Raw genomic sequence first — 14,916 nt, forward strand, 5'->3', positions numbered from 1 at the left:
ACCTGTATGTAAACGGAAACGTTTACCTACGAGGACCCTAGCAACCTCACCCCCCTTAAGTAAACGCACACGTATACTTTGCGCATGAGTACGGACACGACCACCGCCCAGCGGCGGCGCGGCCGCGGTGCGCGCGAGCGGATTCTCGAGGCCGCCGGGCGGCTCTTCGCGGCCCAGGGGATCAACGCGACCGGCATGGAACAGGTCGCCGACGAAGCGCCCGTCTCCAAGCGCACCCTCTACGCGCACTTCCGGACCAAGAGCGATCTCGTCGTCGCCCACCTGCGGGGCCTCGCCGCCTCAGGGAACACCCTGGAGAGCGTGTTGACCCGCGAGGACATCCCTCCGCGTGAGCGGGTCCTGCGGCTCTTCGAGCAGCCGTCGTCGGGGGGCGGCGCCCCCGTGCGCGGGTGTCCGTTCATTGACGCCGCCGTCGAGTTTCCCGACCCGGAGAGCAGCGTTCACTCCTGCGCCCGTGAGCAGAAGCTGCGGATGGCCGACATCGTGACCGCCCTCGTGACCGTCCTGGGGTGTCGTCAACCACGCCTGCTCGCCGAGCAGTTGGTCACCCTTGCCGACGGGGCAGCCAGTCGCGCCATGGTGCTGGACGACGCGGACTACGGTCGGTACGCCCGCGCCGCCGCCGAGGTCCTGATCGAGCACGCCCTCGTCGCGAGCGAGTCCTAGCGTGCCCTAGCGAGTCCTAGTGAGCTCTAGCCGACCCGCTCGTCCCAGTCGATGTGGTGGGCGAACTGCCACGTCCCCCACAGCGATCCGCTCCCCACCTTCATCGCCACCGGCAGCACCGCGTCCCGCAACGTGCGGCCCAGCACGCCCGCCGGCCTGGCCGCCGCCGTGCGGGCCGCCGCCGATGTCGCCGTCGGGGTCGTCGTCGCGTGCTTCAGGATGCGGGTGACTCGGGGGCGGCGCAGGGACTCGTACGCCTTGAAGGCCCCCGCATGGGGCAAGTCGCGCAGACAGCGGGCCAGTTGGACCGCGCTCTCCGACGCCAGGGACGCGCCCTGGCCCGATGCCGGCGGAGTCGCGTGGGCCGCGTCGCCTATCAGGGCCATCCGGCCGCGCGTCCAGGTCGGGACCGGGGGCATGCTCTCGGTCGGGCCCGTGATCAGGAGGGATCGGGGGGACGTGGAACCGAGGAGGGACGCGGCCGCCGTCCGGTCCTCGGCGAAGGCCTCCCGCAAGCGGGTCAGCCACTTCGCCGCGCCCACCGACTGCGCCTCCGCCGTCGTCATCGGTTCGCGGTGCGGGAGCGTCGCGGACCACACCGCCGCGCCGTCGTCGCCTATCTGGTACGTCAAGTACGCGCGCCTGCCCAGGCATTGGTGCAAGACACCGGACGTGGAGGAGAGTTCAGTTCCTTCCACCCTCCCCGTGAACGTAAGTGTTCCCGCGTAGTGCGGAGTTGGCGCCGACGCGTCGATCAGGCGGCGGACCGTCGAGCGGAGGCCGTCCGCGCCGATCAGGATGTCCGCCCTCGCCTGCGAGCCGTCCGCGAAACGGGCCGTGACGCCCGTCCCGGTGTCCGTCGCGTCCAGCAGTCGCTTGCCCGAACGGATCTCGATCGAGCGGCTCGCCGCCTCCTGTGCCATCGCCTCGTGCAGCTCCGTGCGCCAGACGAAGCGGGTGGGCGGGAGGTCTGCGGGTGGCGTCAGTTCGGCCAGTTGCCGGTCCGTCCAGCTGCGCAGGGTCGTCGAAGCGAGCGGCGTGCCGATGTCGTCGATGACGTCCGACGCGTCGATCGCCGACAGCGCCTGCTGACCGTTCGGTGCGATCGTCAGGGCGGGGCTCGGGCCCGCGCTCTTCGCGGAGCCGGCGGCGCCCGCCTCGTACACCGTCGCCTCGATGCCCGCCTTGCGCAGCGCCATCGCCGCCACCGGGCCCGCGATGCCACCCCCTATGACCAGGGCGGTACGGACACGGGCAGGGGTTCGGGCGGTCATCTCTGGTGTTGGTCCCTCGTCGGATCGCTTGCGCGCGCCTGGGGGCACGCGCCGTCACCAACCTATGTGCGGCACGCCCCCTCGCCGCAAGGCTTTCCGGGCCGCGCGTTAGCCTCGGGCTGGAACGTGTCGGGGATGCATTGAGGACGTACCGGCCGGAAGCCGGAAGCAATGGAAGCAACGGAAGCGAGGCACGGGTATGGCGAAGGTACCGGCAGCCGCGGTGGCCGCCAGTGGACTTGTGGGTGGGTACGCCGTCGCCCGGTGGACCAAGAAGCGGCCGCTGGGCGGTGTCGTACTCGCCGCCGCGGGAGCCGTCGCCGCGCGGCAGTGGCGGCAGAGCGCCGGCGCGAAGACCGCCGTCGCGCTCAGCGCCACCTACGTCGCCGCCTTCGCCGGGTCCCATCCGCTCGCCAAGAAGGTCGGGGCCTGGCCCGCGGTCTTCGGAGTCGCGGGCGGGGTGGGGGTTGCCAGCTGGGTGCTTGCCGACCGACGGGGCTGAGGTCCGCCTCCGGGCCTAGGCAGCCTCGCTGTCCCTGAACAGCCGCGCGAAGCCCGCCACCGCCAGTACCCCCGCCCCCATCACCAGCACGAAGAACGCCCACGCCACCGGCCACACCGCCGCGTCCGGCTGCGGGTGGCCGTCGAACGAGGCGAACATCAGCGCCGCGGGCGGGCCCGCCACCAGGAGCAGCGCCCAGCCGAGGCGGTCACGGAAGCCGAAGTAGGCGGCCAGGGCCAGCATCGACACGGCGAGGAACGTTATGCCGAGCGCCGACACCGGGGACGTCTCGTCGAGCGCTCCCGGTGTCTCGGGGCGGTTGCGCAGGTCCCAGGGGAGGCAGAGCAGGTACGCCGCTGCCGCCAGCCCGGCGCCCAGCGCCCTCGTCGTCCAGCGCTCCAGGTGCGGGCGCCGGGGCAGCGGGGTCAGCAGCCTCGCCGCGCGGTGAGGTGCCGCGCCCATGTGCGTCGAGTGCATCGCGTTTGCCGTCATGGGTACGAGGCTGCCGGGCGGGGCGGTGGGGCGGACAGAGTACGCGTACTCAGATACGCCGGGTGTGCCCTAGTGACCCCGAGTCCCCCTGAACGTCATCCTGTACGCCCCCGGCGACACCCCGAGCCCCGCCTGGAAATGCTGCCGCAGCGACGCCCCCGTCCCGAAGCCCGCGTCCGTCGCGATGCGGTCGACCGTGTGGTCCGTCTCCTCCAGCAGCGCCCTTGCCCGGTCGATCCTGCGCTGCGTCAGCCACTGCATCGGAGTCAGGCCGGTCTCCTCGCGGAAGCGGCGGCTGAAGGTGCGGACGCTCATGGACTCCCGTTCGGCCAGCTCGGCCAGCGTCAGTGGGTCGGCCAGCCGTGTCAGGGCCCAGGAGCGGGCGCGGCCCGTGGACGTCAACCCCCGCTCCGTCACCGGGCGTTGGATGTACTGGGCCTGGCCGCCCTCGCGGTGCGGGGGTACGACGTTGCGGCGGGCCACGTCCGCCGCCACCGCCGCGCCGTGGTCGCGACGGATCATGTGCAGGCAGAGGTCGATGCCCGCCGCCTCCCCCGCCGAGGTGAGGACCCTGCCGTCGGCCTCGTCGACGTACAAGACATCCGGATCAACGGTCACCGCCGGGAACGTCCGTGCGAAGAGGCCCGCCGAGAGCCAGTGCGTCGTCGCCCTGCGGCCGTCCAGGAGGCCCGCTGCCGCGAGGACGAAGGCTCCCGTGCAGATGGAGGCGATGCGGGCGCCGGTGGCGGACGCGAGCGTTTCGGCGAGCGCGGGCGGGAGGGTGCCCGGTGCCAGGGACTCGTCCTCCTCGTGGGAGGCCGGGACGATCACCGTGTCGGCGGTCGCGATGGTGTCGGGGCCGTGTTCGGCGTAGATGGGGAAGTCGGCGTCGGTGCGGATGCGGCCGGGGGCGAGGGCGCAGGTCAGGGGCTGATAGAGGGGGGTGCCGTCGGCCGAGCGCGCGTTGCCGAACAGCTGGTGGACCAGGCCCAGCTCCATGGGGAGTACGCCGTCCCTGACCAGGACTGCCACCGTGTGGGGTGTCTCGGCGCCGCTCATGGAGTGATCCTCCCGCCCTCAGCCCCCCAACGCATGCGACACCGTATAGATCACCAACCCCGCCAACGACCCCACCACCGTGCCGTTGATCCGGATGAACTGCAGGTCACGGCCGATGTGCGCCTCGATCTTCTTGGACGTGTGCTCCGCGTCCCAGCCCGCCACCGTGTCCGTGATCAGGGACGTGATCTCCGCCCGGTACGTCGTCACCACGTACACCGCCGCGCCCTCCACCCAGCCGTCCACCTTCGCCTGGAGGCGCGCGTCCGTCGACATGCGGGCGCCGAGGGAGAGCAGGGACGCGCGGACGCGCAGGCGCAGTTCGCTGCGTTCGTCCTCCGCCGCGGCCACGATCATCTGGCGGACCGCCGACCAGGCGGAGGCGATCAGGTCCTGGACCTCGCCCCGGCCGAGGACCTCCCGCTTCAGGCGCTCCACGCGCTCGCGGGTGTCCGAGTCGGACTGGAGGTCGGCGGCGAAGTCGGCGAGGAAGCGGTCGACGGCGCCGCGTGCCGGGTGCTCCGGCATGTCGCGCATCTCGGCGAGGAAGCGGAGGAGTTCCTTGTAGACGCGCTCGCCGACCTTCCTGTCGACGAACCTCGGGGTCCAGCCGGGGGCGCCGCCCTGGACGGCGTCCATGACGGACTCGTCGTGCTCGACCAGCCAGTCGTGGGCCCGTACGCAGACCAGGTCGACGACCCGCTTGTGGCCGCCGTCCGCGACGATCTTCTCCAGCATCTTCCCGATGCCCGGCGCGATCTCCTGGGCGTCGGCCCGGCGCGTGATGGCCTCGCCGACCACCGCCTGTACGTCCGAGTCGCGCAGCACGGTCAACGCTCCGCGCAGCGCCGTCGCCAGTTCGGCCGTCACCCGGTCGGCGTGGTCCGGGTCCGCGAGCCAGGCGCCGAGGCGGCTGCCGATGCCCACCGAGTGCAGTCGGGCCCGTACGACGTCCGAGGAGAGGAAGTTCTCGCCCACGAAGTCGCCCAGGGAGGCGCCCAGCTGGTCCTTCTTGTTCGGGATGATCGCCGTGTGCGGGATCGGGATGCCCAGGGGGTGGCGGAAGAGCGCCGTCACCGCGAACCAGTCGGCGAGGGCGCCGACCATGCCCGCCTCGGCCGCCGCCGCGACATAGCCCGCCCACGCTCCGGCGCCGGAGTTCTGCGCCCACTTCGCCAGGACGTAGACGAGGGCGACGAAAAGCAGCAGGCCCGTCGCCGTGATCTTCATCCGGCGGACGCCGCGGCGCTTCTCCTCGTCGGCGGCGCTGTAGGTGAAGCCGCCCCGGGCCGGTCCGGAGGGCGCGCGTGAAGGGCGCGGCCCGCGGGCATGCTGCCCTTGGCCCGCCTCAGCCCCCGTCGCAGTCCCGGCCTCAGCCCCCGTCGCAGTCCCGGCCTCAGCCCTCGTCGCAGCCCCGGCCTCAGCCCCCGCCTCAACCGGATCCGACGGTTCCGTTCGATCCACTCAATCCACCTGGCCCGTTCGCGTCGCCCTCATCCGCATTGTCCCCATCTCCGTGCGTCTCTTCCTGACGACTCCTGGAACGGTCCACAAGTTCCCGGCGTCTGAATGGACGGAGGGGGGCAGTGTCGGCCGCCTCACGGCCCATGACGCATCATGGGGTGATCACATCGGAGCCTCGGGCTCCCCCTGCTCGAGGAGACACAGCCCGCATGACCAAGCGTCACGGTTATGCCCTGCTAGCCGCGGTCCTCGCGGTGATAGTGGTGATTTCCGCCGCCATATACGTCGGTGTCACGCGCACCGGCGACGGGTCGCAGGACACCATCAGCGCCGGTCCGCGCTCTCCGCGCAACTCCGCGGCGCCCGCCTCCGCCGGCACCTGGGTCGGCACCTGGTCGGCGTCCCCCGCGGCCGCCGAACCGAACACGCACCAGCGCGGCTTCGCGGGCCGCTCGATCCGCAACGTGGTGCACACCAGCGTCGGCGGCGACAGCGCCCGCATCACCCTGTCGAACCTGTACGGCCGCCAGCCGCTGAGCATCACGCACGCCTCGATCGCGGTGGCCGCGGGCTCGAACAACCCGGCGGCGGTGCAGGGCACCCTGCGCCGGCTGAACTTCAACGGCAACACGTCGGTGGTGATCCCGGCCGGCCAGCAGGTGATGAGCGACGCGGTCCGGCTGCGGGTGCCGCAGGACGCCGAGCTGCTCGTCACGACCTTCTCGCCGACCCCGTCGGGCCCCGTCACCTTCCACCCGCACGCCCGCCAGGTCAGCTTCGTCGCCGAGGGCGACCGCACGGAGGACCCGAACGGCGAGGCGTACAACCAGCAGAGCACCTCCTGGCGCTATCTGTCGGCGGTGGACGTGCTCAGCCACGAGTCGGACGGCACCGTCGTCGTCTTCGGCGACTCGCTCACCGACGGCATCTCCTCCACCATGGGCGCCAACGCCCGCTGGACCGACACCCTCGCCGACCGGCTGCGCGACGAGTCGGGCGCCCCGCGCTACGGCGTCGTGAACCAGGGCATCAGCGGCAACCGCGTCCTGTCCGACGGGAACGGCACCCCGGCGGACAACCCGAGCGGCCTCTCCCGCTTCGACCGCGACGTACTGAACCGGACGGGCGTCAAGGCCGTCGTCATCGCGCTCGGCGTCAACGACATCCTGCGCAACCCGCACCAGAACGACCCCGACCGGATCGTCGAGGGCCTGCGCGAGCTGACCCGGCAGGCACACACCCGCGGGCTGCGGGTGGTCGGCGCGACGCTCATGCCGTTCGGCGGCCACCGGGGGTACGAGCCGGAGCTGGAGAACGTGCGGCAGGCGGTGAACAAGGAGATCCGCGACGGCAAGGTCTTCGACGAGTTCGTCGACTTCGACAAGGCCCTGCGCGATCCCTACGACCCCCGCAAGCTGCGCGGCGAGTACGACTCGGGCGACCATCTGCACCCGAGCGACTCCGGCTACCGGCGGATGGCGGAGACGTTCAACCTGTCCCACCTGAAGGGCTCCGCGGCCGCCGAGCTCTAGGGCCTGTCCGGCGCGAGAAGCCTCAGCGCTCCTCGCGCCTGCGCCGCTGCAACTCCCGCCGTTCCTCCCGCCGCCCGATCTGCTCGGCCCGCCGCTCCTCCCTGCGCACCAGGCGCTCGGCGCGGCGCTCCTCCTTGATCCGCAGCTTCTCCGCCCTGCGGAGCTTGCGGTCCACGCCGACGCCGCCCATCAGGGCGAAGCCCTTGACGACCACGCGCGGCGAGTCGGGAGTGCCGATGCCCGTCGCCCTGTCGTCGAAGCCGCCCATGATGCCGAAGCCCTTGACCACGACGTTCAGCTCCGGCGGCACGGTGACCTGCAGTCCGCCCATGATCGTGTAGCAGCGGATCTCCACGTCGTGGGAGGCGAACCGCGCCTCGCGCAGGTCGATCTCGCCGCCGCCCCACATGCTGAACGCGGTGAACACCCGCCCGATGGTCCAGCCGCCCTTGCGGCTGAAGCCGCTCCAGAAGGCGAAGCCGCCGGTCGACGTGGGCTCGCCGCCCATCCGCTGCGACCAGTCGAAGACGTCCGGGTCGTCGCCCGCCGGCCGCTTCACCATGGAGACCTTGGCGCCGTGCGCCGGGAGGTCCCGGGTGATGGGCGCGAGCTCGCCGTACGTACGTGCCTTGTACGTGGCGTCGAGGCGCTCCTCGAACTCCGTCATGTCGAGCCGGCCCTCGGCCATCGCGTCCCGGAGTTGCTCGGCGACCCGCTCGCGGTCGGCGTCTGAGGCCCGCATGTCGGGGAGTTCGTCACTCATGAGAGGCAGCCTACGAGGTCGTCCTGTCCGCGTACATCTTGGCGATGACCGCCTCGATGTCGGGTTCCCTGACGGAGAGGTCGGCCAGCGGATACTCGGCCGCGATCCGCGCGACAAGCGGAGCTGCCGACTCCGCAGCCGGGAAGGCGAGCCACTGGCGCGGGCCCGCCACCTTCACCACGCGCGCCGACTCGACCTCGATGGGCGGAAGTTCACGTTCCAGGTCCACCACCAGAGTGCGCTCGCTCTCCCCCACCTCGTGCAGTCCGGCCAGCGCGCCGTCGTACATCAGCCGCCCGTGGTCGATGACCATCACCCGCTTGCAGAGCTGCTCGATGTCGGTGAGGTCGTGCGTGGTCAGCAGCACCGTCGTACCCGATTCGGCGTTCAAGTCCCGCAGGAAACCACGGACCTTGGCCTTGCTGATCACGTCGAGGCCGATCGTCGGCTCGTCCAGGTAGAGCACCTCCGGGTCGTGGAGCAGGGCCGCCGCGATGTCGCCGCGCATCCGCTGGCCGAGGGAGAGCTGGCGCACCGGCACGTCCAACAGCTCGGCCAGTTCCAGGAGTTCGACACAGCGGTCGAGGTTCTCCTTGAAGCGGGCGTCCGGGATCCGGTACATCCGGTGCATCAGGCGGTACGAGTCGATCAGCGGCAGGTCCCACCAGAGCGTCGTGCGCTGGCCGAAGACCACGCCGATCCGGCGGGCGAGTCTCGTCCGCTCCCGCGAGGGATCGATGCCCGCGACCCGCAGCCGGCCCCCGCTCGGCGTCAGGATTCCCGTCAGCATCTTGATCGTCGTCGACTTGCCCGCGCCGTTCGGCCCGATGTAGCCGACCATCTCGCCGCGCGGCACGGTGAAGGAGATCCCGTCGACGGCCCGCACCTCGTGCCGCTCGCGCCGCAGGAAACCGGTCTTCTTGCGTACGTCGAAGACCTTCTCCACGGCGTCGAGCTCGATGAGGTCTGTTTCCACGGCGGTTGCTCAGCTCCCTGTGCTGCGGTACGAACGGAGCCCGGTGCGCCAGGCGAGGCCGGCCAGGGCCATGCACACCGCGGCGACCAGCGGCGGCGCGAACGCCAGCCACTCCGGCAGGTCCAGCGGATAGGGCCGCCCGAGCACATACAGCGCGGGCAGCCAGTTGACGAAGGCGAGCGGCAGGACGAAGGTCACGCCGCGCAGCAGGTCCTTGGCGAAGACGGACGGCGGGTACTGGAGCAGCGTCGTACCGCCGTACGTGAACGCGTTCTGCACCTCGGACGCGTCCTGCGCCACGAACTGGAAGGCCCCGCCCGCCACGAACACGGACCCGAAGATGACCGCGCCGCAGACCAGCATCAGCGGCACCATCAGGACCTTCAGCGGGGTCCAGGTGATGTCCAGGACCACGAGCGCGTACGCCAGGACCAGCGCCCCCTGGGTGATCCGCCCGATCCGGTGCAGCCCGAAGCGGTCGGCCGCGACCTGCGCGATCACCGGCGCGGGCCGCACCAGGAGCGTGTCCAGGGTGCCGTCCCGCACCCGCCTGCCGAGCCGGTCCATGGACCCCATGGCGAGGTCCGCGACACCGAACGCGGTGCACGAGACGCCGTACAGGAAGGCGATCTCGGCGAGCGAGTAGCCGCCCAGCCGGTCCACCTGGGAGAACATCAGCAGGATCGCCGCGAAGTCGAAGGCGGTCACCGCGAAGTTGCCCAGCGCGGTCATCGCGAAGGACAGCCGGTAGGCCATCAGGGAACGGATCCACATGGCGGAGATCAGCCGGTAGGCGCGCAGCCCGTCCCGCACCTGGGTCGGCTCAGCCACCCTGGACCACCACCCGGCGCGTCGCGACCGCCTGCAACAGCCGTCCGGCCATGAGCAGCGCCGCCGCCCAGCCGATCTGGAAGGCGTACGTCGACAGCAGGTCGACACCGGTGTGCCTGCCGAGGAACACGTCCACCGGCACCTGCAGCAGCGCCGACCACGGCAGCGCGCGGGCGAACTCGCCGAGCGCGCCCGGGAAGACGTTCAGCGGGAGCAGCATCCCCGAGAAGAAGGTGCCCGCGAGCATCGCGAGCTGTGTCACGCCCGCGCCGTCCATCAGCCAGAACGCGCAGAGCGCCACCAGGAAGCGGATCGCGAAGCTCACCACCACGCCGAACAGCACGGCCGGCAGGAACGCCAGCCAGGTCAGCACGTCCGCCGGGAGCGCCAGGTCGAAGATGACGGCGCCGACCACCATCGGTACGACTCCGCGCCCGAGCAGCTGGAACAGGGCCCGCCCCAGATCGCTCGCCAGCCACCAGGCCTGGAGGTCGGCGGGCCGGTAGAGGTCGATCGCGATGTCACCGGTGCGGATCCGCTCGATCAGCTCGCCCTCGAAGCCGCCGCCCATCAGCGTCATCACGGTGAGCAGCGCCTGCCCCAGCCACACGAAGGTCAGCGCCTGCGCCTGGTCGTAACCGCCGAGCCCCGGACGCTCATCCCAAAGAGCGATGTAGGTGTAGGCGAGGATCAGCCCGAAGACCGTGTTCGTGAACACGCCCGCCAGGGTCGCCACCCGGTACGTGGCGTACCGCCTGAACCCTCCCCCGGCGACGGCCGCGTACAAACGGAACCGTCCTGTGCGCACACGCATCCCCTTAAGCGAGAGTCCTTGTCCATCGGGAGTCCTGCCCTGTTCCGGGCCACCTGCTCCGGGCCAAAGGGATGGAGCCTAGTGCGGTCGGCGTCGCCCGTGCCAGGCATTTTCCGCGCCCGACGCGTGCCTGGCGCGGAACGCGGGAAGCGACAGTGTGCAATGGGTCGTACGAGGCGTGCGTGACGTACGACGCGAACGGGGAGTTCCACCAGACATGAGCAGCGACGAGCCGCAGCAGCAGGGTGAGGGCGAGCAGGCCGGGAAGGCCAAGAAGCCCAAGCGCCCCAAGCGCAAGGGGTGGCGGCGGATCTTCCCCACCTGGCGCATGGTGCTGGCCGGGCTGACGCTGTTCGTCCTGCTCTGCGTCGGCGGCTTCGTCGCGGGCTATCTGATCGTCGACATCCCGCCGGCCAACGCGGCGGCCACCGCGCAGAGCAACGTCTATCTGTACGCCGACGGCACCCAGCTCGCCCGTGACGGCGAGGTCAACCGGGAGAACGTGCCGCTGAGCCAGATCCCCAAGGACGTCCAGCACGCGGCGCTCGCCGCGGAGGACCGGGACTTCTACAGCGAGTCGGCGATCGACCCGAAGGCGATGATCCGCGCGGCCTGGAACACCGTCACCGGCAAGGGCAAGCAGTCCGGCTCCACGATCACCCAGCAGTTCGTGAAGAACTACTACCTGGGCCAGGAGCAGACCGTCACCCGCAAGGTGAAGGAGTTCTTCATCTCGATCAAGCTGGACCGCGAGGTGAGCAAGGACGACATCCTGGCGGGCTATCTCAACACCAGCTACTTCGGGCGCAACGCGTACGGCGTGCAGGCCGCGGCCCAGGCGTACTTCGGCAAGGACGTCGAGAAGCTGAACACCGCCCAGGGCGCCTATCTCGCGACGCTCCTCAACTCCCCCAACGCCTACGACGTGGCGACGCACCCCGAGAACAAGGCGCGCGCCGAGGGCCGCTGGAACTACGTCCTGGACGGCATGGTCAAGGAGGGCTGGCTCAGCCGGGCCGAGCGGGCGGAGACGAAGTTCCCGATGCCCAAGGAGGCCAAGGGCGCCTCCGGCCTGTCCGGGCAGCGCGGCTATCTCGTGCAGGCCGTCGAGGACTATCTGACGACCAACAAGATCGTCGACGAGGACACCCTGGCCAAGGGCGGCTACCGCATCACCACCACGCTCCAGAAGGACAAGCAGGACGCCTTCAAGGAGGCGGTCGACGACCAGGTGATGTCGAGGGTCGACAAGGACGCCCGGAAGGTCGACCGGAACGTGCGGGCGGGCGGCGCGGCGATCGACCCGCACACCGGCAAGGTCGTCGCGATGTACGGCGGCATCGACTACACGAAGCAGTACGTGAACAACGCGACCCGCCGTGACTACCAGGTGGGCTCGACCTTCAAGCCGTTCGTCTTCACCTCGGCCGTGGAGAACGGCTCGGTCACCCAGGACGGCCGGCTCATCACCCCGAACACGATCTACGACGGCACGAACAAGCGCCCGGTGCAGGGCTGGGACGGCGGCTACTACGCCCCCGAGAACGAGGACAACGTCGACTACGGCAACATCACCGTCCGCACCGCCACCGACAAGTCCGTCAACTCGGTGTACGCGCAGATGGCCGTGGACGTCGGCTCGGACAAGGTCAAGGACACGGCGGTCGCCCTCGGCGTCCCGGAGTCCACGCCCGACCTGACCGCGTCCCCGTCCATCGCGCTCGGCCCGTCCACGGCCTCCGTCCTGGACATGACGGAGGCGTACGCGACGCTGGCCAACCACGGCAGGCACGGCACGTACACGATGGTCGCGAAGGTAACCAAGGACGGCCAGGAGATCGAGCTGCCGGAGCAGGACACCGAGCAGGCGGTGAGCCGCGAGGCGGCCGACACCACCACGTCGATCCTGCAGAGCGTCGTGGACGGCGGCACCGGCACGGCGGCGCAGGCCGCGGGCCGCCCGGCGGCGGGCAAGACGGGCACCGCCGAGGAGGACAAGGCTGCCTGGTTCGCGGGCTACACACCCGAACTGGCCACTGTGGTCGCCGTGATGGGCCAGGACCCGGACACGGGCGCGCACACCCCGCTGTACGGGGCGCTCGGCCAGGCGCGCATCAACGGCGGCGGCTATCCGGCGCAGATCTGGGCGCAGTTCACCAAGGCGGCGCTGGAGGGCGAGCCGGTGCGGGACTTCGATCTCGTACTGGAGGAGGGCGCCGACATCCCGGTGGTGCCGGACCCGACGGACACCGGCGACGACCTGACCACGGGCGGCGAGACCACCGGCGGGGAGACTCCCGGCGGCGAGGAGACCCCCGGCCAGGACCAGGGCCAGACGCAGGGCCAGGACCAGGGGCAGACCCAGGGTCAGGACCAGGGCCAGGACCAGGGCCAGACGCAAGGGCAGGACCAGGGGCAGACGCAGGGCCAGACGGACGGCGGCGCCACCGGCGGCGGGGCGGTCGACGGCGGGCAGACGGACGGCGGGGCGGCCCAGGGCGGCCAGACCGACGGCGGCGCCGCGGACGGCGGCACGGACGACGGGGGCGCCCTGGGCGGGCTCACGGACAACTCGGCGACGAGACGGCAGGGCGCCCCCGCCGACTGATCCGGCGGGCAGGTCCTAGTGGCCCGAGGTGGCCTTCAGGCCCACGACGGCGACGAGCAGCAGCACGACGAAGAAGATCCGGGCGGCGGTGGCCGGCTCACCGAGCACCATCATCCCGACCACCGCCGCGCCGGCGGCGCCAATGCCGACCCAGACGCCGTACGCGGTGCCGATGGGCAGCGTCTTGGCGGCCTGCGAGAGCAGCAGCATGCTGGCGACGATCCCGAGGCCGGTGAACACGCTCGGCCACAGCCGGGTGAACCCCTCGGTGAACTTCATCCCGATCGACCAGCCCACTTCGAGCAGACCGGCGACGATCAACAGAACCCAGGCCATGACGGCACCTCCGAGACGCAGGAACGCGTTCAGCGTTCTTTCGATGGGGTGCGTCGTCTTTGCGGAAACCCGGTACGGCGCGTCTCGTCGGGTGCTTCAAAGGTAGCAAAGAACACGCAAAAGGGGCTGGTGACGATGGTCACCAGCCCCTTCTGACGCGCTTTACAGGTACAGGCTGACGCGCTTTACAGGTACAGCCCCGTCGAGTCCTCGGAGCCCTCGAAGCGGTCGGCGGCCACGGCGTGCAGGTCGCGCTCGCGCATCAGCACGTACGACACGCCCCGCACCTCCACCTCGGCCCGGTCCTCGGGGTCGTACAGAACCCGGTCACCAGGCTCCACGGCCCGCACGTTCTGCCCGACGGCGACCACTTCCGCCCAGGCCAGACGCCTGCCTACGGCGGCGGTCGCGGGGATCAGGATGCCGCCGCCCGACTTGCGCTCGCCCTCCGCGGTGTCCTGCCGCACGAGCACTCGGTCGTGCAGCATCCGGATGGGCAGCTTGTCGTCGTGGGAACCGCGTCCCTGGCTGTTGGCGCTCACGCCCCGAACCTACCTGCCACGGGCACGCCCGTACGATCCCGGGTCAGCCCTTGCGGCGGCGGGACGACACCGTGAGCAGCCCCACGAGCCCCACGACCACCAGTGCCACCGGCACGATGCGTTCGAGGCGCGGCGCCCCGTCCTCCCTGACGAGCTGCCCGCGCACGTCGGACACGATCCGATTCGCCCCGACGTACGCCCGCCCGAGGGAGTGGTCGATGTTCGCCACGACCTTGGCCCTGGCGTCCCCGACGATCGTCTTCGGGTGGACCCGCACCCCGATCTCGTCGAGCGTCTCGGCCAGCGTCTCGCGGCGGCGCTTGATGTCCGCCTCGATCTGCGCCGGGGTCCTGCTGTCCGACGTGTCCGCCACCGCGCTGCCTCCGTGGTCGTGTCCAGCTGTCCGTGTCTTTGGTCTTTTCCGTACGTACCCTCGACAGTCTGTCAGCTCTCCGCGCACCGCACCCCACGGCACCCCTATTACGCTCGACTCCGTCACCACACGTTTTGACGAAGATCCTGTACGAGGAGACCCGAAGATGAGCGAGCGACTGCAGCCCGGCGACACCGCACCCGCCTTCACCCTGCCCGACGCCGACGGCAAGGACGTCTCCCTCGCCGACCACAAGGGCCGCAAGGTCATCGTGTACTTCTACCCGGCCGCCCTGACCCCCGGCTGCACCAAGCAGGCCTGCGACTTCACGGACAACCTGGACGTGCTGGCTGCGGCGGGCTACGACGTGATCGGCGTATCCCCCGACAAGCCGGAGAAGCTGGCGAAGTTCCGCGAGAAGGAGAACCTCAAGGTCACGCTGGTCGGCGACCCGTCGAAGGAGGTCCTGGAGTCGTACGGCGCGTTCGGCGAGAAGAAGCTGTACGGCAAGACGGTGACGGGCGTGATCCGCTCGACGATCGTGGTCGACGAGGAGGGCAAGGTGGAGCACGCCTTCTACAACGTGAAGGCGACGGGCCACGTGGCCAAGATCATCAAGGACCTGAAGATCTGAGGCGCCGACCCTGAGGCGTCGACTCTGAG

Annotated in this window: 16 protein-coding genes and 1 riboswitch; of the genes, 5 read left to right on the forward strand and 11 right to left on the reverse strand. The window is 70.7% G+C overall.

Going from position 1 to position 14,916, the window contains the following annotated elements; all coding sequences use genetic code 11:
- Positions 1-84: 84 nt before the first annotated feature.
- Positions 85-687, forward strand: coding sequence for a TetR family transcriptional regulator (locus ACIBKX_RS06160; protein WP_363271939.1), 603 nt, complete (start codon positions 85-87; stop codon positions 685-687).
- 26 nt (positions 688-713) lie between these two features.
- Here the strand turns inward: ACIBKX_RS06160 and ACIBKX_RS06165 are convergent, their stop codons facing one another.
- Positions 714-1,961 carry an NAD(P)/FAD-dependent oxidoreductase gene (locus tag ACIBKX_RS06165; protein ID WP_363271940.1) on the reverse strand — a complete coding sequence of 416 codons (1,248 nt, stop codon included), beginning with the start codon at positions 1,959-1,961 and terminating at the stop codon, positions 714-716.
- Positions 1,962-2,160: 199 nt separating this feature from the next.
- On the opposite strand from ACIBKX_RS06165, the gene ACIBKX_RS06170 reads away from it, so the two are divergent.
- A complete protein-coding gene (locus ACIBKX_RS06170) occupies positions 2,161-2,463 on the forward strand; it encodes a hypothetical protein (RefSeq protein ID WP_363271941.1) in 303 nt (100 codons plus the stop codon).
- 15 nt (positions 2,464-2,478) lie between these two features.
- On the opposite strand, the gene ACIBKX_RS06175 is transcribed toward ACIBKX_RS06170, so the two are convergent.
- From ACIBKX_RS06175 to ACIBKX_RS06185, 3 genes are all read right to left on the reverse strand, one after another.
- A complete protein-coding gene (locus ACIBKX_RS06175) occupies positions 2,479-2,955 on the reverse strand; it encodes a hypothetical protein (RefSeq protein WP_363271942.1) in 477 nt (158 codons plus the stop codon).
- Positions 2,956-3,024: 69 nt separating this feature from the next.
- Complete coding sequence (locus ACIBKX_RS06180) at positions 3,025-4,014, reverse strand: helix-turn-helix domain-containing protein (RefSeq protein WP_363271943.1); 990 nt, start codon at positions 4,012-4,014, stop codon at positions 3,025-3,027.
- Between the two features lie 18 nt (positions 4,015-4,032).
- On the reverse strand, positions 4,033-5,244 hold the full coding sequence (locus tag ACIBKX_RS06185; RefSeq protein WP_363271944.1) for a DUF445 domain-containing protein: 1,212 nt from the start codon (positions 5,242-5,244) through the stop codon (positions 4,033-4,035).
- A 443-nt stretch (positions 5,245-5,687) separates the two neighbouring features.
- Between ACIBKX_RS06185 and ACIBKX_RS06190 the strand changes: the two genes are divergently transcribed.
- A complete protein-coding gene (locus tag ACIBKX_RS06190; protein WP_363271945.1) occupies positions 5,688-7,010 on the forward strand; it encodes an SGNH/GDSL hydrolase family protein in 1,323 nt (440 codons plus the stop codon).
- Positions 7,011-7,032: 22 nt separating this feature from the next.
- On the opposite strand, the gene ACIBKX_RS06195 is transcribed toward ACIBKX_RS06190, so the two are convergent.
- The 4 genes from ACIBKX_RS06195 to ACIBKX_RS06210 are packed head-to-tail and all read right to left on the reverse strand — an operon-like array spanning position 7,033 to position 10,394.
- Complete coding sequence (locus ACIBKX_RS06195) at positions 7,033-7,773, reverse strand: DUF1707 domain-containing protein (RefSeq protein WP_363271946.1); 741 nt, start codon at positions 7,771-7,773, stop codon at positions 7,033-7,035.
- Between the two features lie 10 nt (positions 7,774-7,783).
- The gene (locus ACIBKX_RS06200; RefSeq protein WP_363271947.1) at positions 7,784-8,749 is read right to left on the reverse strand and encodes an ATP-binding cassette domain-containing protein; all 966 of its coding nucleotides are present in this window, start codon (positions 8,747-8,749) and stop codon (positions 7,784-7,786) included.
- 9 nt (positions 8,750-8,758) lie between these two features.
- On the reverse strand, positions 8,759-9,523 hold the full coding sequence (locus ACIBKX_RS06205) for an ABC transporter permease (RefSeq protein ID WP_363272056.1): 765 nt from the start codon (positions 9,521-9,523) through the stop codon (positions 8,759-8,761).
- Positions 9,524-9,572: 49 nt separating this feature from the next.
- Complete coding sequence (locus ACIBKX_RS06210) at positions 9,573-10,394, reverse strand: ABC-2 family transporter protein (protein WP_363271948.1); 822 nt, start codon at positions 10,392-10,394, stop codon at positions 9,573-9,575.
- A 217-nt stretch (positions 10,395-10,611) separates the two neighbouring features.
- Between ACIBKX_RS06210 and ACIBKX_RS06215 the strand changes: the two genes are divergently transcribed.
- Entirely contained in the window at positions 10,612-13,002 is a 2,391-nt protein-coding gene (locus tag ACIBKX_RS06215; RefSeq protein ID WP_363271949.1) for a transglycosylase domain-containing protein, read from the forward strand.
- A gap of 15 nt (positions 13,003-13,017) precedes the next feature.
- Here ACIBKX_RS06215 and ACIBKX_RS06220 read toward each other — a convergent pair whose 3' ends face one another.
- The 3 genes from ACIBKX_RS06220 to ACIBKX_RS06230 all read right to left on the reverse strand — a co-directional run bounded on the left by ACIBKX_RS06220 (position 13,018) and on the right by ACIBKX_RS06230 (position 14,253).
- Complete coding sequence (locus ACIBKX_RS06220) at positions 13,018-13,338, reverse strand: multidrug efflux SMR transporter (protein ID WP_363271950.1); 321 nt, start codon at positions 13,336-13,338, stop codon at positions 13,018-13,020.
- A gap of 47 nt (positions 13,339-13,385) precedes the next feature.
- Positions 13,386-13,454: riboswitch (guanidine-III (ykkC-III) riboswitch) on the reverse strand.
- 69 nt (positions 13,455-13,523) lie between these two features.
- On the reverse strand, positions 13,524-13,826 hold the full coding sequence (locus tag ACIBKX_RS06225) for a co-chaperone GroES (RefSeq protein ID WP_361186964.1): 303 nt from the start codon (positions 13,824-13,826) through the stop codon (positions 13,524-13,526).
- A gap of 97 nt (positions 13,827-13,923) precedes the next feature.
- Positions 13,924-14,253 carry a DUF3618 domain-containing protein gene (locus ACIBKX_RS06230; RefSeq protein ID WP_363271951.1) on the reverse strand — a complete coding sequence of 110 codons (330 nt, stop codon included), beginning with the start codon at positions 14,251-14,253 and terminating at the stop codon, positions 13,924-13,926.
- A 166-nt stretch (positions 14,254-14,419) separates the two neighbouring features.
- On the opposite strand from ACIBKX_RS06230, the gene bcp reads away from it, so the two are divergent.
- The gene (gene bcp / locus ACIBKX_RS06235; RefSeq protein ID WP_363271952.1) at positions 14,420-14,887 is read left to right on the forward strand and encodes a thioredoxin-dependent thiol peroxidase; all 468 of its coding nucleotides are present in this window, start codon (positions 14,420-14,422) and stop codon (positions 14,885-14,887) included.
- Positions 14,888-14,916: the final 29 nt, after the last annotated feature.

The sequence above is a fragment of the Streptomyces sp. NPDC050658 genome, from assembly GCF_044457025.1.
Taxonomy (GTDB): Bacteria; Actinomycetota; Actinomycetes; order Streptomycetales; family Streptomycetaceae; genus Streptomyces.

Excerpts from the sequence above, each read along its gene's own strand:
- ACIBKX_RS06160 (WP_363271939.1), top strand. The coding sequence starts at position 85 with ATGAGTACGGACACGACCACCGCCCAGCGGCGGCGCGGCCGCGGTGCG.
- ACIBKX_RS06165 (WP_363271940.1), bottom strand. The coding sequence starts at position 1,961 with ATGACCGCCCGAACCCCTGCCCGTGTCCGTACCGCCCTGGTCATAGGG.
- ACIBKX_RS06170 (WP_363271941.1), top strand. The coding sequence starts at position 2,161 with ATGGCGAAGGTACCGGCAGCCGCGGTGGCCGCCAGTGGACTTGTGGGT.
- ACIBKX_RS06175 (WP_363271942.1), bottom strand. The coding sequence starts at position 2,955 with ATGACGGCAAACGCGATGCACTCGACGCACATGGGCGCGGCACCTCAC.
- ACIBKX_RS06180 (WP_363271943.1), bottom strand. The coding sequence starts at position 4,014 with ATGAGCGGCGCCGAGACACCCCACACGGTGGCAGTCCTGGTCAGGGAC.
- ACIBKX_RS06185 (WP_363271944.1), bottom strand. The coding sequence starts at position 5,244 with ATGAAGATCACGGCGACGGGCCTGCTGCTTTTCGTCGCCCTCGTCTAC.
- ACIBKX_RS06190 (WP_363271945.1), top strand. The coding sequence starts at position 5,688 with ATGACCAAGCGTCACGGTTATGCCCTGCTAGCCGCGGTCCTCGCGGTG.
- ACIBKX_RS06195 (WP_363271946.1), bottom strand. The coding sequence starts at position 7,773 with ATGAGTGACGAACTCCCCGACATGCGGGCCTCAGACGCCGACCGCGAG.
- ACIBKX_RS06205 (WP_363272056.1), bottom strand. The coding sequence starts at position 9,523 with ATGTGGATCCGTTCCCTGATGGCCTACCGGCTGTCCTTCGCGATGACC.
- ACIBKX_RS06210 (WP_363271948.1), bottom strand. The coding sequence starts at position 10,394 with ATGCGTGTGCGCACAGGACGGTTCCGTTTGTACGCGGCCGTCGCCGGG.
- ACIBKX_RS06215 (WP_363271949.1), top strand. The coding sequence starts at position 10,612 with ATGAGCAGCGACGAGCCGCAGCAGCAGGGTGAGGGCGAGCAGGCCGGG.
- ACIBKX_RS06220 (WP_363271950.1), bottom strand. The coding sequence starts at position 13,338 with ATGGCCTGGGTTCTGTTGATCGTCGCCGGTCTGCTCGAAGTGGGCTGG.
- ACIBKX_RS06225 (WP_361186964.1), bottom strand. The coding sequence starts at position 13,826 with ATGCTGCACGACCGAGTGCTCGTGCGGCAGGACACCGCGGAGGGCGAG.
- bcp (WP_363271952.1), top strand. The coding sequence starts at position 14,420 with ATGAGCGAGCGACTGCAGCCCGGCGACACCGCACCCGCCTTCACCCTG.